The 21,105-nt window shown below is 53.6% G+C and carries 20 protein-coding genes; 15 read left to right on the top strand and 5 right to left on the bottom strand.

Annotated features, from left to right (window positions below; all coding sequences use genetic code 11):
- Positions 1–11: 11 nt before the first annotated feature.
- From napG to hemF, 6 genes are all read left to right on the top strand, one after another.
- Positions 12–782, top strand: coding sequence for a ferredoxin-type protein NapG (gene napG / locus OEZ10_00710; GenBank protein ID MDH5631492.1), 771 nt, complete (start codon positions 12–14; stop codon positions 780–782).
- Positions 779–1,651, top strand: coding sequence for a quinol dehydrogenase ferredoxin subunit NapH (gene napH, locus OEZ10_00705; GenBank protein ID MDH5631491.1), 873 nt, complete (start codon positions 779–781; stop codon positions 1,649–1,651). Before napG ends, napH begins: the two co-directional genes overlap by 4 nt.
- Entirely contained in the window at positions 1,638–2,087 is a 450-nt protein-coding gene (locus OEZ10_00700) for a nitrate reductase cytochrome c-type subunit (GenBank protein MDH5631490.1), read from the top strand. The genes napH and OEZ10_00700 overlap by 14 nt, the downstream gene beginning before the upstream one ends.
- 19 nt (positions 2,088–2,106) lie before the next feature.
- Positions 2,107–2,709, top strand: coding sequence for a NapC/NirT family cytochrome c (locus OEZ10_00695; GenBank protein MDH5631489.1), 603 nt, complete (start codon positions 2,107–2,109; stop codon positions 2,707–2,709).
- Positions 2,710–2,848: 139 nt separating this feature from the next.
- A complete protein-coding gene (locus tag OEZ10_00690) occupies positions 2,849–4,123 on the top strand; it encodes a mechanosensitive ion channel (GenBank protein ID MDH5631488.1) in 1,275 nt (424 codons plus the stop codon).
- Positions 4,124–4,141: 18 nt separating this feature from the next.
- Positions 4,142–5,053, top strand: coding sequence for an oxygen-dependent coproporphyrinogen oxidase (gene hemF, locus OEZ10_00685; protein MDH5631487.1), 912 nt, complete (start codon positions 4,142–4,144; stop codon positions 5,051–5,053).
- A 62-nt stretch (positions 5,054–5,115) separates the two neighbouring features.
- Here hemF and OEZ10_00680 read toward each other — a convergent pair whose 3' ends face one another.
- Positions 5,116–7,353, bottom strand: a complete 2,238-nt coding sequence (locus OEZ10_00680) for a beta-propeller fold lactonase family protein (protein MDH5631486.1) — start codon at positions 7,351–7,353, stop codon at positions 5,116–5,118.
- A gap of 531 nt (positions 7,354–7,884) precedes the next feature.
- The gene (locus OEZ10_00675) at positions 7,885–8,370 is read right to left on the bottom strand and encodes a TlpA family protein disulfide reductase (protein ID MDH5631485.1); all 486 of its coding nucleotides are present in this window, start codon (positions 8,368–8,370) and stop codon (positions 7,885–7,887) included.
- Positions 8,371–8,505: 135 nt separating this feature from the next.
- Here OEZ10_00675 and OEZ10_00670 point away from each other — a divergent pair, with 135 nt between their 5' ends.
- The 4 genes from OEZ10_00670 to OEZ10_00655 all read left to right on the top strand — a co-directional run bounded on the left by OEZ10_00670 (position 8,506) and on the right by OEZ10_00655 (position 12,628).
- Positions 8,506–9,090, top strand: a complete 585-nt coding sequence (locus OEZ10_00670; protein MDH5631484.1) for a hypothetical protein — start codon at positions 8,506–8,508, stop codon at positions 9,088–9,090.
- A 289-nt stretch (positions 9,091–9,379) separates the two neighbouring features.
- Positions 9,380–11,194 carry an alpha/beta fold hydrolase gene (locus tag OEZ10_00665; protein ID MDH5631483.1) on the top strand — a complete coding sequence of 605 codons (1,815 nt, stop codon included), beginning with the start codon at positions 9,380–9,382 and terminating at the stop codon, positions 11,192–11,194.
- 133 nt (positions 11,195–11,327) lie between these two features.
- Positions 11,328–12,092 carry an NAD(P)-binding domain-containing protein gene (locus OEZ10_00660; GenBank protein ID MDH5631482.1) on the top strand — a complete coding sequence of 255 codons (765 nt, stop codon included), beginning with the start codon at positions 11,328–11,330 and terminating at the stop codon, positions 12,090–12,092.
- Positions 12,093–12,115: 23 nt separating this feature from the next.
- Positions 12,116–12,628: a GNAT family N-acetyltransferase gene (locus tag OEZ10_00655; GenBank protein MDH5631481.1), complete on the top strand. Its 513-nt coding sequence runs from the start codon at positions 12,116–12,118 to the stop codon at positions 12,626–12,628.
- Positions 12,629–12,909: 281 nt separating this feature from the next.
- Here the strand turns inward: OEZ10_00655 and rhlB are convergent, their stop codons facing one another.
- Positions 12,910–14,340: an ATP-dependent RNA helicase RhlB gene (gene rhlB, locus OEZ10_00650; protein MDH5631480.1), complete on the bottom strand. Its 1,431-nt coding sequence runs from the start codon at positions 14,338–14,340 to the stop codon at positions 12,910–12,912.
- Between the two features lie 193 nt (positions 14,341–14,533).
- Here rhlB and trxA point away from each other — a divergent pair, with 193 nt between their 5' ends.
- From trxA to OEZ10_00625, 5 genes are all read left to right on the top strand, one after another.
- Positions 14,534–14,860: a thioredoxin TrxA gene (gene trxA / locus OEZ10_00645; GenBank protein ID MDH5631479.1), complete on the top strand. Its 327-nt coding sequence runs from the start codon at positions 14,534–14,536 to the stop codon at positions 14,858–14,860.
- A 302-nt stretch (positions 14,861–15,162) separates the two neighbouring features.
- Positions 15,163–16,419 (top strand): transcription termination factor Rho, encoded by a 1,257-nt coding sequence (gene rho, locus OEZ10_00640; protein ID MDH5631478.1) that lies wholly within the window; start codon positions 15,163–15,165, stop codon positions 16,417–16,419.
- 111 nt (positions 16,420–16,530) lie between these two features.
- Positions 16,531–16,734, top strand: coding sequence for a 50S ribosomal protein L31 (rpmE, locus tag OEZ10_00635; protein MDH5631477.1), 204 nt, complete (start codon positions 16,531–16,533; stop codon positions 16,732–16,734).
- Between the two features lie 17 nt (positions 16,735–16,751).
- The gene (locus OEZ10_00630; GenBank protein ID MDH5631476.1) at positions 16,752–17,591 is read left to right on the top strand and encodes a thermonuclease family protein; all 840 of its coding nucleotides are present in this window, start codon (positions 16,752–16,754) and stop codon (positions 17,589–17,591) included.
- Between the two features lie 78 nt (positions 17,592–17,669).
- Positions 17,670–18,911 (top strand): malate dehydrogenase, encoded by a 1,242-nt coding sequence (locus OEZ10_00625; protein ID MDH5631475.1) that lies wholly within the window; start codon positions 17,670–17,672, stop codon positions 18,909–18,911.
- Positions 18,912–18,992: 81 nt separating this feature from the next.
- Here the strand turns inward: OEZ10_00625 and OEZ10_00620 are convergent, their stop codons facing one another.
- Both OEZ10_00620 and OEZ10_00615 read right to left on the bottom strand, forming a co-directional pair.
- Positions 18,993–19,391 (bottom strand): hypothetical protein, encoded by a 399-nt coding sequence (locus OEZ10_00620; GenBank protein ID MDH5631474.1) that lies wholly within the window; start codon positions 19,389–19,391, stop codon positions 18,993–18,995.
- Positions 19,392–19,421: 30 nt separating this feature from the next.
- On the bottom strand, positions 19,422–21,092 hold the full coding sequence (locus OEZ10_00615; protein MDH5631473.1) for a long-chain fatty acid--CoA ligase: 1,671 nt from the start codon (positions 21,090–21,092) through the stop codon (positions 19,422–19,424).
- Positions 21,093–21,105 lie beyond the last annotated feature (13 nt).

Here is a 21,105-nt window from a genome sequence, read left to right as displayed (position 1 = left end):
AAAGCGTTGCCATGACCAGTCCCGAGAACAAGCAGGCTGCCAAGCAAACCGTTGGCATCAACCGCCGCCGATTCATCAGTGAGTCGGCGCGCATGGTGGCGGGCGTCAGCCTGCTGGGTCTCGGGCTGGCACAACTGGCACGGCAAAGCCATGCCTCGCCGGCATGGGCCGTGCGTCCGCCCGGTGCTATTGCCGAGCAGGATTTTCTCGGCGCCTGCGTGCGCTGTGGCTTGTGTGTCAGGGACTGCCCTTATGACACCCTGAAGCTGTCCAGTTTTGGTGAAGCTGTTGCCAACGGCTCACCCTACTTTATTGCCCGTGATGTGCCTTGCGAGATGTGCGAGGACATCCCGTGCGTAGCCGCCTGCCCAACCGGCGCGCTTGATAAATCACTAACAGATATCAATAACGCCCGTATGGGCCTGGCGATCCTCATCGACCAGGAAAACTGCCTTAACTTCCAGGGTTTGCGCTGTGACGTCTGCTATCGCGTTTGCCCGCGCATCGACAAGGCCATTACCCTGGAAATCCTTCCCAATGCCCGTACCGGCAAACACGCACTGTTCATTCCTACCGTGCATGCCGATGCCTGTACCGGTTGCGGCAAATGCGAAAAAGCCTGCGTCCTGGAAAAAGCGGCCATCAAGGTATTACCCCTGTCACTGGCGCGCGGTGAGCTGGGACACCACTACCGCTGGGGCTGGAAGAACGAAGTAGAAACACCGGAAACCTTTGTGCCGACACCCAGGCTGCCAGATTCAGCAACAGGCGGGCAACAATGAGCACACCCTATCCTGTTGCCCAACAGCTGGTCAGTGGCCGCAGTTTCTGGCGCGCCAATAAATGGCTGGTCCTGCGTCGAATCAGCCAGGTTTCGGTGTTGCTGTTGTTCCTTGCCGGGCCCTGGTTTGGCATCTGGATCGTCAAGGGTAATCTGAATTACAGCCTGACCCTGGATGTGCTGCCGTTGGCTGATCCATATATATTGCTGCAATCACTGCTGGCCGGTCATACGCCGGAACTGACCATGTTCCTGGCCGCTGCCATTGTGCTGGTGTTCTACCTGTTCGTGGGTGGACGCGTGTATTGTGCATGGGTATGCCCGGTCAACCTGGTTACCGACGCTGCCAGCGTGATTCGCAACCGGTTTGGCCTGTTGAGCGGCACCCAGTTTTCTCGCCGCAGTCGCTACTATATTCTCGCCGCCACATTGGTAATGGCCATTGCCACACAAACCATTGCCTGGGACCTGGTCAACCCGGTGACCATTCTGCATCGGGGCATCATTTTTGGTATGGGCCTCGGCTGGCTGGCAATACTTGCTGTCTTTTTCTTCGATCTTTTTATCAGCCGTGATGGCTGGTGCGGTAGATTGTGCCCGGTCGGTGCATTTTACAGCGTTCTCAATGTACTGAGTCCGCTCAAAGTCGTCGCCGCGAAACCTCAGCAGTGTGATGACTGTGCAGATTGCTATGCCGTCTGCCCGGAATCAAAGATCATCCACCCTGCGCTCAGGGACAAGACCCGTGCACAGGCGATCAACTCGGCACTGTGCACAAAATGCGGGCGCTGCATTGATACGTGTCCGCAGGACGTTTTTCAACTTTCTTTTTATCGAACTGGAGGGGAGCCAACCCATGAAAACATTTAACCTCTTTGTCTCTGCGTTGATCGCGATGATGATTCTTGGAACAGCGGCTACCGCGGCGGAATTCAAGTCCTTGCGTGGCAACGTTGGATTGGATGAAGAAACCGCGGCGCCGGAGCTGAAAGGCTTCCAGAAGGATCATGCCCCGGATGCGCGTAACTACGTTCAGCAACCACCTACCATTCCGCACGCGATTGAGCGTTACAAGATCACAAAGAACCACAACAAGTGCATGGATTGTCACAGCTGGCAGCGTTACCGCGAAACCGGTGCCACCAAGGTCAGCCTGACCCACTTCAAGGATCGTGCCGGCACCGACCTGGCCAAGGTATCGCCGTTACGTTATTTCTGCAACCAGTGCCATGTACCGCAACATGATGCCAAACCGCTCGTGGACAACACCTTTGCGCCGGTAGAAGCGGTCAAGCAACAGCAATAAAGAGGGCTGCACTGTGAATATTGAACAACTCAAACAAACAGCCAACAAGGCCTGGTCAGTACTGAAAAAACCTACCAGCCGTTACTCACTGGGCGCCTTGCTGTCCGGTGGTGTCATTTTCGGTATCCTGTTCTGGGGTGGATTCAACTGGACCCTGGAGCTGACCAATACCGAAACCTTTTGTATCTCCTGTCACGAAATGCGTGACTTTGTTTACGAGGAATACAAGGAAACCATTCACTACAACAACCGTACCGGCGTGCGCGCCACCTGCCCGGATTGCCATGTGCCCAAGGAATGGAGCTACAAGGTTATTCGCAAGATCCAGGCATCAAATGAATTGCTGCACAAGGCGCTTGGCAGTATCAGCACCCGGGAAAAGTTCGAGGAAAAACGGATCAAGCTGGCCAACAACGTCTGGCGCGCCATGAAACGCACCGATTCGCGCGAATGCCGTAACTGTCATAACTTTGATCACATGGACTACAGCGCCCAGGGTCGTCGATCACGCGATCAGCACCAGAAGGGCCTGACCTCGGGCAAGACCTGTATTGATTGCCACAAGGGCATAGCCCATACGCTGCCGGAAGGCATCGAAAACCGGTTCGATACGGGCAGCTAAACCGCCCTCGGCTCCCGAACCGTCCACCCCGGCTGCGGCCGGGGTTTTCTTTTGCGCCGGGAAACCGGTCGTCACTCCAATCTGGAAATCGTTCCGGTTCAGGTTACAATGCCTGATCAATTCATCCTGGGATGGTTTCATGGACGCATTTCCCCCACTGCTGAAACAATTGCTGTCACCGCTGATGACAATTGCCGGTGCCTGGCAACTGGGCCTGGTACTGGTTTCACTCATGATTGCCTGGTACGCGGACAAACGCTGGCAGGCATTCATAGTGGTCCAGATTGGCCAGGATGAGCGTCGCGGTCTCAAGCGTTTTGCTCTTCGCGGCAGCGGTCGGGTACTGTTACCCTTGTTGCTGGCCATACTGTTCGCCGCCGAACGTGGTCTGTTGCTGCAGTTTGGCATCAAGGTTTTCCTGTTCGACATCCTGATCCCGCTGTTCCTGTCACTGGCGGTTATACGTCTTTCCCTGTACTCACTGCGCCGCGCCTATGGACCGAGCCCGACCCTGCGCGCCTTTGAAGGACTGATCAGTCTTGTCGTCTGGCTGGTGGTGGCTTTGCATTTGTTCGGATGGCTCGACGACATGCTCAAGGCCATGGACAGTGTCGGCTTTACACTGGGCAAGTCTCGCTTCTCGGTTCTGTCCATCAGCCAGTTTATCCTGGTTGCCGGCGTATTCATTGTTGCTGCCAGCTGGACCACGCGCTGGATTGAACAACGGGCACGACGCTCAAAAGTCTTCAGCCCGACCATGCAGGTGGGCCTGGCCAAGTTCAGCAAGGTCATTCTTTACACGGTCGCCATTCTCATTGCGCTCAACAGTGTCGGCATTGATCTCACCTCGCTTGCCGTCTTTGGCGGTGCGCTTGGTGTCGGTCTCGGTTTTGGCTTGCAACGCATCGCCAGTAACTTTATCAGTGGTTTTATACTGTTGTTTGACCGCTCCATTCGCCCGGGCGATGTCATTACCGTTGGACAGCGCTTTGGCTGGGTTGTCGCCCTGCATGCACGCTACATAGTTGTTCGTGATCGTGATGGTGTTGAAACCCTGATTCCCAATGAAAACCTGATTACCTCGGAAGTGACCAACTGGAGTTACAGCGATCGCAATGTACGTGTCAAGATTCCGGTCAGCATCAGTTACAACGACGACCCTCGCCAGGCTATGGATTTGATGACCAAGGCCGCCAATGCCAATAACCGGGTATTGAGTGACCCGGCTGCACAAGTCAGGCTGCGTCAGTTTGGCGACAACGGTATCGATCTTGAGCTGCGCCTGTGGCTGGATGACCCGGAACAGGGCGTTGGCAGCGTTGTTTCAGATGTGAACCTGGCTATCTGGGATGCATTCAAGGAAAACAACATTACTATCCCGTTCCCGCAACGGGACGTTCACTTGATCAAATAAAATAAAGTACCCAAAACCATGAATGTGCCCGATATAAACACTGTCATCAGCTACCTGAAATCCCTGCAGGACAATATTTGCGCAGAACTTGAAGCCGAAGACGGCAAAGCGAAATTTACCGAAGACGCCTGGCAACGCGAAGAAGGTGGTGGTGGCCGCACCCGGGTCATGACTGATGGCAATGTCATTGAACAGGGCGGCGTAAATTTTTCACATGTACACGGAACCCGGCTGCCGCCGTCAGCAACAGCCAAACGCCCGGAACTGGCGGGCCGGTCGTTCCAGGCAACCGGTGTATCCCTGGTTATCCATCCGAAGAATCCCTACATCCCCACGTCTCATGCCAATGTGCGTTTCTTCATTGCTGAAAAAGAAGGCGAAGATCCGATCTGGTGGTTTGGTGGCGGTTTTGACCTGACGCCCTATTATCCATTTGAAGAGGATGTTGTTGAATGGCATCGCACGGCAAAGACAGCGTGTGATCCATTCGGGGACGATGTTTATGCCAGATACAAAAAATGGTGTGACGAGTATTTTTATCTCAAACATCGTGATGAAACCCGTGGCGTTGGTGGCCTGTTTTTTGATGACCTTAATGAACCGGATTTTGATACCGCGTTTGCATTCATGCAAAGTGTTGGCAATCACTATATCAAGGCCTATCGGCCTGTCATGAACCGGCGCAAGAACAGCGAATACGGGGAACGCGAGCGGGACTTTCAGCTATACCGGCGCGGTCGTTATGTTGAATTCAACCTGGTGTTTGATCGAGGCACGCTGTTCGGCTTGCAGACCGGTGGTCGCACCGAATCCATACTCATGTCACTGCCACCACTGGTGAAGTGGCGCTACAACTGGTCACCGGAACCGGGTACGCCGGAAGCCAGGCTGTACGATGAATTCCTGAAACCCCGCAATTGGCTTAAATAGACCGAAATAGGGAGAAGGCGGGCACTGATAACCCAGTGCCCGCCTTTCTACTGAATCAAAAACTACTGCCAAATACCCTGTATGGCCATGCCGCTAGGATTGGCTTCGGAAACTGCAGAACCCGGCGTCATAGGCAACAACTCGCCATCCGTACCAATGGTGTATTGTGACAACGTCGCGCCGGAATAGTCGGTCGTATAGGCAAACTGCCCCGTCGGATCTACAGTAATTGATACCGGAAAGCCACCCGCCGTTGCCACTTTGGGTGTAGACATCGGCTGTAGCACACCGTCTATGTTTATCTGGTATTGTGAAACCGTGCTTTCACCTGAATTGGCCACGTAAGCAGCCTTGCCTGATGGGTGTACGGCAATAGATGCAGGGCCGGGGCCGGTACTCTGACGCATCCCGAATTCCTGCAAATAGCCATCTTCACCAACAATAAGTTGTGCAACATTTCTGCTGGTTGCACCTACAACATAGACGAAATTCATATTCGGGTGTTGTGCTGCTGAAACCAATTGACCCATGCCTGTACGTAAAGGACTCCCGGCAACCGGTATTTCGATCATGCTACCCGTATTCGCCAGCCTGTACAGAATCAGGTTAAAGTCTGTCAGTACATAGGCATACCGGCCTGACAAATCAAATATCATATCTCTTGGTGGTAAAACTCCCCCGGCAGGCACCGTAGCCTGCGTACCTGCCAGGGCCAGGTTGCCATACGTCAAGGGGTTATCACTGACCGAGTACCAGGATATTGCGCTATCAGTTTCGTTTAGTACATATACGAAGTTGCCGAACGGATTAACCTTGATCCTGGACGGACCATTGCCTGCCGCTACGGTGGGTATCGGGCCAAGAATGCTAGAAAGCGGGGCCAGGCTGCCATCCGCTCTCACCGAATACTGCGAGATGTTATTGCTGGTGAAGTTTGCCGCATATGCAAGTTTGCCTGACGGGTGCACGGCGACGGATTTTGGGTGTGCTCCTGCAGCAACCGGTGGGACTGCATGGGGCGCAAGTGTACCATTTGTATTTATTGTATAAGTGCTTACAGTACCGTTGAACTGGTTGGTCACATAGGCATAGCGTGGTGTAGCCATTACCGGTGTACCGCCACGAACAATCGCTATTGAATTTGTCGTTCCGGAAGTGGCCGCCACTCCTTGTAGCTCTGTCAGAACCCCGGAATCATCCTGCTTCAGCCTGCGAAGCATTTGAGAATTTGAGTCGGTCAGATAAATTTGACGAGAGCGCGGCTCAAATACCATTCCCTGGTTCAGGGGTTTAGGCATACTTAAATAAGGAGCGATAGGTGACAATGCACCGTCAGCACCAATACTGTACTGCGAGATACTGTCATCTACTAGTGAATTTACATAAAGGTAACTACCAATAGGATCAATCAATATTTGATACGATCTCAACCCCGTATAAAGATATGCAGTAGTCATTGGGGTTAATGATCCGTCCGCGCCTACATTCAGTTGCAACAATCCATTATCTTGAGATACATACATATAATTTCCTGAAGAATGCATCTCGATATTCACTATTCCTGCAGCGCCGGATGTTGAAAAATCAAAATCTGATACCAAGTTCAGTTGCCCACCCGCACCAATGTTGTACTGGCTGATTACAGACCCGTGAGAGAGATATACATAAGCACCATCCGGACTGAATTCGATATCAGACAGATAACTTATATTCATAAATGGAGTAACAAGCGGTGTCAGGCCACCGTTTGTACCTATGCTGTATAGCGCGAGTTTCGCATTCAACTGGTAGTCATTAATAACATATACGTATTGTCCACCAGGATGTACGGTGATATACCTGGCCTTAATCCCGGCAGCCACATCCTGAATACCGGCCGTAGCTGCATCTGCATCGATTCTGGTCAGCCTGCCTTCAGCACCTATCCTGTACTGGGATACACTGCCTGCCGTAACGCCATCACCCCAATTTGCACTGTAAACATACTGTCCTGAAGGATCCGCGGCAATATAATGACTGCCGATGCCGGTGGCATATTCGCCAGTCCACTTCGGGATACCCGTCACACTGTCAAAAACGAAGGACGAGACCAGGTAGACACTGCCATTCCAACCGGTGGTATATGCATATCTTGGATAGTCACTGACGGCAGGTCCCCCGGGTGAGCCTGGGTCGGGTGCCGGCACGTACACAACAGTTGTATCGGTGCCGCTGTTACAGCCGTAAAGTATCGACAAAACCAGCAATATGACGCCTTGAACCAGTGATTTTTTCATAATAATTCCGCCCTTATTTGCCATTATTGTCTCGTTAACAATGATATTTGGCTTTACAGAATTTCACCGAATAACGGGGCCATACTATGCATATAGAATGTATTCGGCGGCTACTCAGTAATACGCCCTGGCCTGCCCTATTTAACAGACGACTTCTGCACTATTCTAGCTGTTAGGTACTCCTCGCTGTATCTTGACCAGCCTTTCCTGCAAGCGAGGCTACAACACTCGTCGGTTTAACTTTCTTTTCCGGACAACCTGACCTCGTGCTTAGCCACCAAACAGGCTGTCGCCATCGAGGTTGCTCCCTCGGGAAAACAGGATGTCGGTCCGGGCACCGATTCGTCCAGTCCCGGGCCCCTCAACCCCTATTTTTGGCTCCGGTTGCAGCCGGCGACAAAGTAGACCTAAAACCAAAAAGATAACTGCACTTCTGTACTAATTTAGACGGCAAATCAGGAAGATGGAAGATGGAAAGATAAATTTTTTCTAACTACGCGATCATACCGTGAGCCAGGTCACTAAAGCTCATGCGGCAAGAGGCTGGGACAGCGTTTAACCGGTTAGCTGACCTATAAGCCTTATAATTTCCCTTGAGTCCCACTGCGCGGCACCCTTGAGGACATATCGAATTTGACCTTCGCGATCTACTACGAAAGTAGCGGGCAATGCATCTACGCTCCACGCTCTTGACACTTGCGACCTCCAATCAAGCAACACCATAAATTCCCTGAGCAATTTGTCCGGCATGAAAGCTTTAATAGTTTCTGCATCCTCGCCAATGTTGATGGCGATGACCTCAAATCGTGAACTCCCGAGTCTCTGCTTCAGTCGCCAGATGGAAGGCATTTCCGCACGACAGGGTGGGCACCAGCTGGCCCAGAAGTTGACCAGCAAAACCTTGCCGCGCCCAGCATTAAGGTTATAGATCTTGCCATTAAGTGCAGGCAAAACCGTTTCCGGAATTTTGCGTGGCGGGCTTACAAGACTGAGTTCAGAGGCAACGGCCACTCCCTGCAGGATAATCAGTCCTGTTAACAAGCAAGAAGCTGCTCTCCTGAATACTGCGGATGATCTCACCTGTCTGTCCCGGGATTGCCTGTTGTTACTATATAGACATACGCTCGAGCAGTCAGTAACCTTGGTATTGATCACTTATTCGCTGAAGAACATGTCATGAATCGGAAACGCTCGCGTACAAGTGCCTGGCTGTTTACAACCATCCTGGTAATGGCCTGGCTGGGGACCGGCGTCAATGCCGAGACCGACGTTTTCGGTGATGAAGTCGAACCTGACCCGGCACTGGTTCATATTCATTTCATCAGTCTTCGTGACAAGAGCGAAAGCTCTGCGCGCGTATTTTTCAGGGCTGAAGAGCAGGAGTCACCGGAAGCCGGTACCGGCTTTGATCGCATTATCATCAAACCCGGCACAGCTGTCGGTTCCCGGCGGCGACCCAACGACCTGGCACTGGACCTTTTTCGCGGCAAAGGCAGGCAGCGCATCCCGGTTGCCACCCTGGCAGTACGCTACTACCGGCACCAGCAGGGGCTCTGGGTTCCCAAATTCACCCTGCTGCATGAGCCTATGGTTATTCGGCAGGGTGACCGTCTGATCCCCATGGAAACTCCCTTGGGCAGCTCCAACCTCGTTCTCGAAGGCGGAAATCTGCCAAATGCCGAGGGCTATTACACAAAACTGAGCTTCACGCAGGGATTGGGGCGGACTTACGTCGATTCCTGGCAACTTCGACAACAGTAATTACCGTGCTCGGACAGGCCACTTCGTCATGCACCTTGACCGGGCCGGCAAATTTTTCTATAAGAAACCTTGGCATTACAACATACCAATAAAGTTGCCCGGCAAATCAAATATTGCCAGCAGCGCGACATGCCAACCACACACTTCAGAACTGATTTTGATCCATACGATCCCGGCTTTACATCCGGACACATGTAAGAACAATTGAGAAGTTTTTACGCCCCAGTTAGTCGTGGAATAATGACGCGTGCCCGGTCTACACTGGGCGACCGGAAAGTGGTATTGCCCTATGAAAATTCTGGAACACGACATTCATTCGTCCATTGCACTTATCTACGAGTGCGCCATAAACCCGGATCGCTGGCCTGAATTGCTGGAAACCCTGGCCGATTTGGTTGATAAATCCCCGGAATCCGCCATTGCCATCGGCGAAAATCACTCCCTGGCAGCTGGCAGCGAAGCCATAAACGATATTCTTGCATACCACTTCAAGAACGCGCTGACCGTATCCCAACAGTTCATCAACTACGAAGGTCAGCAGGAAACCGTTGGATCACTGCTGGATCACCTGCCTATCCCGCTGGTCGTTTGTGATGACACCGCCGCAATAATCGAGTGCAACAATCGGGCGCGACTACTGATTACGTCAGGCCCCACGCTCTATATCAATGACCGGAACCAGCAACTTTGCGCCCGGGACCCGGAACTGAATGCAAAACTGAGCCGGTATATTCAGCTGACTTCGGCCATGGCACCCAACAGCGGCCAGGGGAAAACCTTGCAAATGCCTGTTACCAGCAGTGAAGACTCACTACTGCTGATTTTCAGCCCGATCAAGGGCGGCCCTGAAGGCAAAAGCAAGGTAGCCATATTTATTGCGCCACCCAAGGCCCAACCAGTGCCGGCACCGGCTACGCTGGGCAAACTTTACGACTTGTCGGATCGTGAAATGGAAGTGGCAGTACTGCTGGCGCGCGGTTTTACACCCAATGAAATCGCTGAACATAATGACGTCAGCGTTGATACGGTCAGGACACAACTACGCTCACTGTTTCGCAAGACCGGCAGCAAGCGCCAGGCCGACCTGGTTCGCCTGGTGCTGACAGCACCGGATTCCAGTCTCGCTTCCGGCATTCGGGAACTGAACGACGAGCCGGTTCGTTTCAGCCACGTGAGTCATCGTCGGGTTCACTACGTCACCCTAAGCCATGGCCGACGCATCGCCTATCGCGAATTCGGTGACCCGAAAGGTGCGCCACTGGTTTTTCATCACAGTGCACTGGGCTCCGATATTGAAATCGGTCAGTTGGCCCATGGCTATTGTTTGCGCAACAACATCCGCCTGATCGCGCCCAATCGCCCGGGCTTTGGCTCTTCTGATCCTGATCCGGACTTTGAACACGCAACCTGGGCCAGCGATATGACCGAATTTGTCACTGCGCTGCAGCTTGATAACTTTTATGTCGCCGGCTATGCCATGGGCGGACAGTTTGCCTGTGCCATGGCCGAATCCCTGCCACAGCGAACAAAGGGATTGTTGCTGATCAGCTCCAGCATTGCAGCAACACGGCCGGAAGATTTTGAGCGCATGGTTCCGCTGTACCGCATGGACCTGCGACTGGCGCGAAACCTGCCGGCTGTCCACAACCTGACTACCGCGATCCTGTACAAGGGCATCACCCGCAATCCCACACGGTTTTTCAAGAACTTGCAGTCACAGTCCAGCGAACGCGAAAGCAAGCTTTTCGCTTCGGAACGTTTCCGTGAATTCATCTGGTGTGCACTGATGGAAGGCGTTGCCCAGGGTAATTCCCGGCATATCGCCCGCGAATGCCAGTTGCTGATGCGGCCCTGGACTTTTAGCCCGGAAAATATTTGCGCACCTACCTGGCATTGGCACGGGGCGGCTGACAACCATGTCCCGCTATCGCTTGGCAGGCAGTTTGCCGACAAGATACCGGGCTGCCGATTTGTTCCGGTTGCTGATCATGGTCACTACATGATTTATGAAAAACTGGAACAGATACTCGATGACTTCATTAAAGAAACCTGCACCGATATGACTGATCAAGGGCCGCGGCAGACCAACACCTGCACGTCATAATCAGCGTATTAAAGCCCATTTTTTATCTGGATAACGCCGGGATATTATCACCACCCGGTAATGGCTCCTACCTGACCCAACCGTCACGCCCTGCTAAAATCGCCGCCCAATTCTGATTTTGGCAGGAGCAGGAATGAATAACCCTATTATTATGATTGGCGCCGGCGAGATGGGCGGTGTATTTGCGCGCGGTCTGCTCAAATCCGGCAAACCGATCTACCCCGTGACCCGCAACATGGACATGGAACAGGTTGCGCGCGAGATCCCGGAACCCGAGGCGGTACTGGTGACCGTGGCCGAAAAGGACATTGACGATGTGCTGGGACGCATTCCTGCAGCCTGGCGCGACCGGTTAATCCTGCTGCAAAACGAGCTGCTGCCCCGGGACTGGCAAAAACATGAAATTCGCAATGTAACAGTCATCTCTGTGTGGTTTGAAAAGAAGCCGGCACAGGATTATAAAGTATTGATATCGTCACCGGTTTTTGGCCCTCATGCCGAATTGGTGAAAACAGCGCTGACCGCCCTGAACATTCCTTGTCATATCGTGGAATCCTGTGAAGCGCTGGCTTTTGAGCTGGTTTTGAAGAATGTCTACATCCTGACCACCAATATCGCCGGTCTGGAATGTGGCGGCACGGTCAGTGAATTGTGGCGCGATCACGAAAAATTCACCCGGAAAATCGCCGGCGATGTGATGGACATCCAGGACTGGCTCATGAACACAAAAATGGATCGTGAAGCGCTGATCAAGGGCATGCTAAAGGCTTTTGATGGCGATCCCGATCACAAATGTATGGGGCGCTCGGCACCGGCAAGGCTGGCCCGGGCACTGGAAACCGCCGATGAGGCCGGTCTTGCTGTCCACAAGCTCAGGGAAATCGCAAGCCAGGCCTGATCGCATACCAAACAGGATGCATCATGCGTGAGTTGCGTTATCTAAAAGGCTACCCGAGTTTCAGCTTTATCCTGGCAAGCTGGGAAAAGGCTGAAGCCGACATTCGCAAGGTAAGAAACGAAGTCTTTGTCGATGAGCAAAACATTCCCATGGAACTGGAGTGGGACGGCATGGACAAGGAATGCCTGCATGTCATGGCTTACGACAAACACGGGTTGCCCATCGGTACCGGCCGCATTCGCATAGACAGCATCACTGACGAAGTGAGTGGCGACGCGCATCGTATCGGCCAAATCGGTCGGCTGGCCGTGGCAAAACACTGGCGCAGCTTTGGTGTAGGCGGTGCGATCCTGGTATACCTGATTCACATTGGCGAAGCGCGGCGACTCGACAGCCTGTTTCTCAATGCCCAGGAGCATCTCCAGGGATTTTATGAAAACCGCCTGTTTGTTCGTGAAGGCGGTGTTTTCGACGATGCCGGCATTCCTCATGTGCGTATGGCGCGGGCCCTGAAACCCGGGGCAATATCCCACTAGAATTATTCCGGCGATTCATTCGAATGGATGATTCGCCTGTAATTATGATGTCTTATGATCAGTTCGTGTTCAAAGGTGGGGGTGCCTGATTGCGTCGTGAAGGTCAGCCTGCCCGGACACAATCCTCCGTCTTGAGTCCGGCCCCGGAACGTTTGCCCTGGGCCGGTTATTTTTTCGGGTTTCACCGAACCCGGCCTGCTCCCTTACAGGACTAGCGCTTACCGTATCCCGCAAACATAAAGCCCCGGCATGCCGGGGCTTTATCATCGAGCTGTCAACAATCAGCCAATCACCGGAATATCATTCACTGGTCGCTTGCGAATAGGTTTTTCATCCGGTTGTTTTCTGTAGACGGACTCATCGCTTCGCATGGTCTGTTGCACGCGGTCTTCATCAGATTGTTGCGGCCGGGGGGATTGTTGCTCATCCCGACGTCCGCCCTGGCGGCCACGTTGGCTGCGATCATCAGCACGATCACTGCCGCGACCCTTGCGATCATCACGTTCGCGCCGCGGGCGTGCCGCGGGCTTGGCGAGATCCCTGGCAAGCAGCTCGTCAGTAATGGATTTCACCGGGATCTTGTGACCGATGTATTCCTCAATCTCGACCAGGTGAAACGCGTAATTCTCACAGGCGAAACTGATGGCATCGCCATCAGCACCGGCTCGGGCGGTGCGACCAATACGGTGCACATAGTCTTCACGATCATTGGGCAAGTCGTAGTTGAATACATGGCTCACTTCCGGAATGTGCAGGCCACGCGCGGCTACGTCAGTGGCCACCAATACCGGCAATCTGCCCTCTGAAAAATCCTTCAATAATCTTTGGCGTTTGCTCTGGGGTACGTCACCGGAAATTGCCGCGGCCGGCAAGCCGTTGGTGTTGAGCCAGCCGGCAATACGCTCCACTTCGAACTTCATATTCGCAAACACCATGGATCGGGAAGGGTCCATGTGACGCAACAGGCCAACAAGCAGCGGAATTTTCTCTTCGTTGGCCGTGTGATAAATGCTCTGGCGGACTCGGTCTGCGGTCTTGGTATCGGCAACAACATTGACGGTCGTGGCTTCGTTCATGTGTTCAAACGCCAGCTCCATAACCCGTTGCGCCAGAGTCGCGGAAAACATCAGGTTCAGCCGTTCAGCTGGTGGCGGCATGTGCCGCAACAGGTAACGGATATCCTTGATAAACCCCAGGTCAAACATACGATCGGCCTCATCCATCACCATGACCTGTGCAGCCTTGAGATCGAAGATACCTTGTTTGAAATAATCGATAATGCGCCCGGGTGTACCCACCAGGATATCCACTCCATCCAGGATGGCCTGGCGCTGACTGTCGTAGCCGGTACCACCGTAGGCCAATACCAACTTCAAATCGGTAAATTGCGCCAGCTGCGCCGCGTCTTTCTGAATCTGGATAGCCAACTCTCTGGTCGGGGCCAGTATCATGGCTCGCGGCTGGGTGGGCTTGCGATCTTCTGTCGCCGGACGGGTCAGCAAGTGGTTCAACGTCGCAATCAGGAACGCCGCCGACTTGCCAGTACCGGTCTGTGCCTGACCGGCTACATCCCGACCATTGAGCGCCAGAGGCAGGGTTTCAGCCTGGATGGGCGTGCAGTGAGTAAAGCCCGAGGCCTCGATGCCCTTGGCAATCACCTCCGGGAGGTCAAAGTCCGAAAACCGGGTTTCTGTAAGGTGCGTACTGCTCATAATCCTAATTAATTTGGGGTTATTGACCCCTCTATGAACCGGCCGCCAATAATACGGTATTCCGGGCAAATGTTATATGCTACTTGCAATCACTGGCCTAATTCGCTCAAATAGACCGCAGAACATGGTCACCACCGGGCACGCAAACCGGTAAAAACCAAAATGATAAACAAAGAACAGGAGAGAACGCATCATGAGTGACGGCATCGTTCACATTACTGACGACAGCTTCGAAGGCGAAGTGCTTCAGGCTGACGGCCCGGTACTGGTGGATTATTGGGCTGAATGGTGCGGTCCATGCAAAATGATCGGCCCGGTACTGGAAGAAGTCGCCAAGGAATACGGTGATCGGGTGAAAATTGCCAAGCTGAATATTGACGAAAACCCGGGCACGCCGCCCAAATACGGGATCCGTGGTATTCCAACCCTGATGTTGTTCAAAAGCGGCAACGTCGAGGCCACGAAGGTAGGCGCGGTATCCAAATCCCAGTTGTCCGCTTTCCTGGACGAAAACCTGTAACAATGGCGCTTTGGCCGTAACAGGGGGAAGCGCCCCTTGTTACGGCGCCAAAACAATTCATTATTTGTAACAAATTCGCGCACTAAAAATACTGGACGCCGGAATACACCGGTGCTAAGGTTTATGGAAATCGAACGATCGTTCGATCATAAATCCCGAAAAAATAAACAATCTCTTTAGATGTCCTTTTAACCGATTTCCCGACGGGACAGTCAACCAGTTCGCTCAAGGCAACCAATCCTTCATAGAACGGTTCTCCCCGGCTCCGGGTCAACAACAATCATCCGAGTCAGTAAACCATCATGAATCTTTCCGAGCTCAAAAAAACGCCGGTAACGGAATTGGCCGAAATGGCCAGCCAAATGAAACTGGAAGGCGGCAGCCGCATGCGTCGCCAGGACCTGATCTTCGCCATCCTCAAGAAGAAAGCCAAAGAAGGTGTCGATATTACCGGCGAAGGCGTCGTTGAAATCCTGCAGGACGGCTTCGGCTTCCTGCGATCGGCAGACAGTTCCTACCTGGCGGGCCCGGACGATATCTATGTGTCGCCATCACAGATTCGTCGATTCAACCTGCGCACCGGCGATACGGTCAAAGGCCTGATCCGGCCACCCAAGGATTCCGAACGTTATTTCGCACTGCTGAAAGTTGAAGAAATCAACTTCCAGAAACCGGAAGACGCGAAAAACAAGATTCTGTTTGAAAACCTGACACCGCTGCATCCCAATGAGCACATGAGTCTTGAGCAGGATAATCAATCCACCGAGAACCTGACTGCTCGAGTGATTGACCTGATCGCTCCCATTGGCAAGGGTCAGCGCGGCCTGATTGTTTCCTCGCCGAAGAGCGGTAAAACGGTCATGCTGCAACAAATTGCGCACTCCATTACTGCCAACTACCCGGAATGCATGCTGATGGTCCTGCTCATCGACGAGCGCCCGGAAGAAGTCACGGAAATGCAGCGCTCGGTACGCGGTGAAGTCATTTCTTCTACTTTCGATGAACCGGCCACCCGCCACGTACAGGTCGCGGAAATGGTCGTTGAAAAAGCCAAGCGCCTGGTCGAGCACAAAAAAGATGTCGTTATCCTGCTCGACTCCATTACCCGTCTTGCTCGCGCCTACAACACCGTGGTGCCGGCCTCAGGCAAAGTGCTGACCGGTGGTGTTGATGCCAACGCACTGCAGCGTCCGAAGCGCTTCTTTGGTGCCGCGCGCAATATCGAAGAAGGCGGCAGCCTGACCATCCTGGCCACCGCGCTGATCGATACCGGCTCCAAGATGGACGACGTGATTTACGAAGAATTCAAAGGCACCGGCAACATGGAAGTACACCTGGATCGCCGCCTGGCCGAAAAACGCACCTATCCTTCCATCAACATCAATCGCTCCGGCACCCGCCGCGAGGAACTGCTGCTGGAACCGGACGAACTGCAAAAAACCTGGGTGCTGCGCAAGCTGCTGCATCAAATGGATGAGCTGGAAGCCTCTGAATTCCTGCTGGACAAGCTGCGCTCGACCAAGAACAACGGCGAATTCTTCGATTCCATGAAGCGCTAATCGATTCTGGCCATTGCGGGCAGCCACTTTGGCTTGCCCGCGCAAAGCATTTTCATTAGACTACGCGCCCTTCCCGGGTCGGAATCCGGGAGTCTGAACGAGGATAGAGACATGAAAGCCGAGATTCACCCGAAATATGAAGACGTCAACGTGAGCTGCACCTGTGGCAACAGCTTTGTTACCCGTTCCACCATGTGCGAAGACCTGACCATCGAAGTTTGTTCTGAATGCCATCCGTTCTACACCGGCAAACAGAAGATTGTCGATACCGGCGGTCGAGTGGAAAAATTCCGCCAGAAATACGCGCGCAAGTAAGGCCGCGATTTCGACCGGTGAGACCCTCTACGGTGAATCACCTGTTACCAAAAAACGCGCTGTCCCGGCTGGGCAGCGCGTTTTTTTATGCCTCACTATTGCTCGTACTGCTTGCCTGGCCGGCTGTCGACAGCCTGGCGAAACAGGCCGATACCCGAGCCGTCCGGGTTGCGGAAGTCATAGACGGGGACACAGTACGGCTGAAAAGTGGTGAGACCGTACGCCTGATTGGCATCAACACCCCGGAACTGGGAAGGGATGGGCGCCCGGACCAGCCAATGGCACAAAAAGCCAGGGTCCGATTGGTACAACTGCTACGAGGCAAAACCAAGTATCTGCGGGTCGGAAAAGAGCCCCGGGACCGCCATGGCCGGCTCCTCGGCTATCTCATTGTCGATGGCAAACCGGTACAAATTGCGCTGATCGAGGAGGGACTGGGTTGGGCCATCGCTATCCCACCCAACATTGCTTTCCTTGACGAACTCCGCCACGCCGAAACCCGGGCCCGTCATGCGAATCGGGGAGTTTGGGCAGTAAAGACTTACCAACCTAAACCGGTTAGCGAACTGGGTCGTGATGACTATGGATTTCAGTTCATCCGCGGCACCCTGTCCGGAACCTGGTCCGGCAGAAACGCGCACCTTTTCTCGATTGATGAAGATGATGCCAAAAAACGCGCCCGCTTTGTCTTCCTGGTCCAGGATAAAAATTGGCCGCTGTTTGGCGGCGAGCCGCAGTCCCTCGTCGGCCTGCAGGTTGAAGCCCGAGGCTGGATCAGTCGCCACCCCCGGTTCGGCCTGCGCATGGTCACACCGCACCCGTTCATGCTCGGTCTTGAGAGTAAACCGACCAATTAACAGCGAGGATTATGCCGACGTCACGACAATGCTCTATACTTGCGCGCATCTTTCCTACTTTTTCGAAGCAGCCAGCCCATGAAAGACGACTTCAAACAGACCGCACTCGACTATCACGCCAAACCCATTCCGGGAAAATTGAGCGTAACGCCCACCAAGCCATGCACAACCCAGGCCGAACTGGCGCTGGCTTATTCACCCGGTGTGGCCGAACCGGTTCGCGAAATCGCCAGGGATCCGAAACTGGCTTACCGTTACACCGGCAAGGGCAACCTGGTCGCTGTTATTACTGATGGCACGGCAGTTCTTGGTCTGGGCAATGTCGGACCACTGGCGTGCAAACCGGTACTGGAAGGCAAGGGCGTATTGTTCAAACATTTTGCCGGCATCGACGTATTTGATATCGAGGTCAACGCCAAGACCAAGGAAGACTTTATCGAAACCGTGGCCAATATCGCGCCCACGTTCGGTGGCATTAACCTCGAAGATATCGCTGCTCCGCACTGCTTCGACATCGAAAAAGCGCTGAAAGAAAGGCTGGATATTCCGGTCTTTCATGACGACCAGCACGGCACGGCAGTCATTATCTGCGCCGGGTTGCTCAATGCACTGAGCCTGCAGGGCAAAACACTCGGCACAGTCAGCATTGTCTGCCTCGGCGCCGGCGCTGCCGGCATTGCTGCCATGGATTTGCTGATCAAGCTGGGTGCTGCTCCGGAGAACCTGTTGCTGGTGGACAGTCGTGGCGTAGTTCAAACCGAGCGCACCGACCTCAACGAACACAAGCAGCGATTCGCCGTCGCAACAGACAAACGCACGCTGGAAGATGCCATGAAAGGCGCCGATGTATTTATCGGCGTTGCCTCGGCCAACCTGGTCAATGAGCCCATGATCGCGAGTATGGCTGACAAGCCCGTAGTGTTTGCCCTGTCCAACCCGGACCCGGAAATACGACCGGAACTGGCGCATAACGTCCGCGACGACCTGATCATGGCCACTGGTCGCACCGACTACCCCAACCAGATTAATAATGTTCTTGGCTTTCCGTTTATTTTTCGCGGCGCACTGGATGTTTGCGCCAGCACCATCAACACGGAAATGCTCATCGCCGCCGTACACGCGTTGCGTGACTTGACCCATGAACCGGTTCCCCAGGAAGTACTGAACGCCTATCGGCTAGACAGCCTGGCATTCGGCCCGGACTACATCATTCCCAAACCACTGGACCCGCGACTGATCAAGCATGTGCCCAAGGCCGTAGCACGGGCGGCGGTAGAATCAGGTGTATCGAGGGGACGCAAGGGCTGCGCCGAAGACTGAGGCCGAAAATAACCCGGACCACAGGCACATATAAAAACGCCCTCCTTGCGAGGGCGTTTTTTGTTTAGGCAAATACAATACTTACTGCTTTCTGGCCTGGCTGATGCTATCCAGTAACGTGTCGGCAACCGACTGGTTGGCTGCGCGCAACTGGATTCGATGCAACAGGCTGACGTCCTCAATGGGCATATCACGGATAATGGTACGCTCACCAATCACAAGACTGAGCTTGCGGTTGCTCTTGTTACTCAGCAGTCCGGTCAATCGCTGTATGCCCTGATCACTCAATGACAGCGTTATCAGAATGCTTTCGTTGGCATCAGGTTCAGTTGTGACGTTGAAAATATCCTTGCCGCCAAACACCAGCACCGCATCCTCGGATTTGAAGGTTACGTGTTGCTCCGATGTGCCGACACAAGACACTGCGGCCAGTGCCACGAACACCGTAATAATTACACGCTTCAATAGTTTGCCCGTCATAATACCTCCTCATTCCGTACCGAGCTTTGATCAAGAATACATGCTCTCAATCTCGTTGGCGAATCGTTGCTCCATAACATTTCGCTTCAGTTTCATGGTCGGTGTCAGCAACCCGTTTTCCACGGTCCACGGCTCCGAAACCACGGTGACCGCAGCAATTTTCGCGTAGCCGGGAAAACTGGATAACCTGGCATTGGCGCGTTCGATCAATTCATCGACATTATTGTTCTGGCTGACACACACCAAGGTCAACCTGGGGCGACCCTCGCCTACCAGCATCACCTGCTCAAATACCGCATCAGACAGGATTGCCTGCTCGATATCACCTGGCGGCACCTTTTCGCCATTGGACATGACAATAATATCTTTCACACGACCAGTGATATAAATCCGGCCTTCGCGAATCTCCACCACATCGCCCGTATGGAACCAGCCATCGCTGTCGATGGCGGCGGCGGTAGCCTCCTCATTATTCCAGTAACCCTTCATGATATTGTGCCCACGAACCAGCAGTTCGCCAACATCGGTAGTTTTGACCTCGACACCAACAAGCGGCTTGCCGACAGAAAATGGCTCGTTGTCGGTAACCCGGTTAAAGCACACCGCCGGCGAAGTTTCCGTCAGGCCATAACCGTGCAGGAATGTCAGGCCCAGGCCCATGAAGGTCTCGAACAGGTGCGGCGCCATTGGCGCGCCACCGAGCAGAATGTATCGTATGCGTCCACCCAGGCGACCTCGCAGTTTCTTGCCAACCAACACATCGAGCAATGGATAAAACAGGTAATCATACCAGCGACGCTGCTGGCGAAACTTGCGCCAACCCATGGCCACCGCGGCATTAAACAGCTTGGGCTTCAGGGCACTGGTTGCCAGGCCTTCCTGTACCTTGCCATAAACACGTTCGAAAATTCGTGGCACGCATACCATGATCGTCGGCTTTTGCGTCACCATATCCTCGGCAAGATCAAGCACGCTGCGGGCAAAAGTCACCGGCGCGCCAACGGTCATGGCGACATAGTATCCGACCGTGCGCTCGAGCATGTGTGATAACGGCAGGAATGACAGGAACCGGTCGCCTTCAACGATCTCCGGACAGGCATTGGTCAGTGACAGGGTATTGGTTACCAGGTTGCCATGGGTAAGCATGACGCCTTTCGGCCTGCCGGTAGTACCTGATGTATAGACAATGGTCAGCAAATCATCATCACCGGCAGCACTGTACTGGATATCACCGGCTGTATTCGGCAACCAGTTCTTCAGTGGCACGACCTTGGCATCTTCACACTTGCCTTCGACGCACACCACGCGCTCAATCTTGGTGGGAATCCGGGCAATTTCCGGCCACAAGGAACCATCGCCTATGACCATGAGCCTGACACCGGCATCATTCATGCACCATGCCATGTTATCCGGTCGATCATTATAAAACAGCGGCACCGTAACCAGTCCAAGGCCCATGGCGGCCTGGTCAAACGCCACCCACTCGATGCAGTTTTTCAGACATATGGCAACGCGATCACCTGCTTGCAGATTTTCTTTCCTGAAAGCTGCCTGCCATCGCGCCACCAGTTGACCAAATTCGTTCCAGCTTATTTCCTGCCATTGACCATCCCCAAACTGGCGATACGACGGCCGATTCCCGTCCACTGCCAAGCGCTGACGCAGAATGTCAGAAACATTTTTTGCTTGTTCTATTCTCATGATTTGCTCCATC

This window comes from Gammaproteobacteria bacterium, assembly GCA_029880545.1.
Classification (GTDB): Bacteria; Pseudomonadota; Gammaproteobacteria; order Acidiferrobacterales; family SZUA-150; genus JAOUOD01.
This window is presented reverse-complemented; position numbering and strand designations above follow the sequence as displayed.

Coding starts and splice junctions, on each gene's coding strand:
- napG (MDH5631492.1), top strand. CDS start 12: ATGACCAGTCCCGAGAACAAGCAGGCTGCCAAGCAAACCGTTGGCATC.
- napH (MDH5631491.1), top strand. CDS start 779: ATGAGCACACCCTATCCTGTTGCCCAACAGCTGGTCAGTGGCCGCAGT.
- OEZ10_00700 (MDH5631490.1), top strand. CDS start 1,638: ATGAAAACATTTAACCTCTTTGTCTCTGCGTTGATCGCGATGATGATT.
- OEZ10_00690 (MDH5631488.1), top strand. CDS start 2,849: ATGGACGCATTTCCCCCACTGCTGAAACAATTGCTGTCACCGCTGATG.
- hemF (MDH5631487.1), top strand. CDS start 4,142: ATGAATGTGCCCGATATAAACACTGTCATCAGCTACCTGAAATCCCTG.
- OEZ10_00680 (MDH5631486.1), bottom strand. CDS start 7,353: ATGGCAAATAAGGGCGGAATTATTATGAAAAAATCACTGGTTCAAGGC.
- OEZ10_00670 (MDH5631484.1), top strand. CDS start 8,506: ATGAATCGGAAACGCTCGCGTACAAGTGCCTGGCTGTTTACAACCATC.
- OEZ10_00665 (MDH5631483.1), top strand. CDS start 9,380: ATGAAAATTCTGGAACACGACATTCATTCGTCCATTGCACTTATCTAC.
- OEZ10_00660 (MDH5631482.1), top strand. CDS start 11,328: ATGAATAACCCTATTATTATGATTGGCGCCGGCGAGATGGGCGGTGTA.
- OEZ10_00655 (MDH5631481.1), top strand. CDS start 12,116: ATGCGTGAGTTGCGTTATCTAAAAGGCTACCCGAGTTTCAGCTTTATC.
- rhlB (MDH5631480.1), bottom strand. CDS start 14,340: ATGAGCAGTACGCACCTTACAGAAACCCGGTTTTCGGACTTTGACCTC.
- trxA (MDH5631479.1), top strand. CDS start 14,534: ATGAGTGACGGCATCGTTCACATTACTGACGACAGCTTCGAAGGCGAA.
- rho (MDH5631478.1), top strand. CDS start 15,163: ATGAATCTTTCCGAGCTCAAAAAAACGCCGGTAACGGAATTGGCCGAA.
- rpmE (MDH5631477.1), top strand. CDS start 16,531: ATGAAAGCCGAGATTCACCCGAAATATGAAGACGTCAACGTGAGCTGC.
- OEZ10_00625 (MDH5631475.1), top strand. CDS start 17,670: ATGAAAGACGACTTCAAACAGACCGCACTCGACTATCACGCCAAACCC.
- OEZ10_00620 (MDH5631474.1), bottom strand. CDS start 19,391: ATGACGGGCAAACTATTGAAGCGTGTAATTATTACGGTGTTCGTGGCA.
- OEZ10_00615 (MDH5631473.1), bottom strand. CDS start 21,092: ATGAGAATAGAACAAGCAAAAAATGTTTCTGACATTCTGCGTCAGCGC.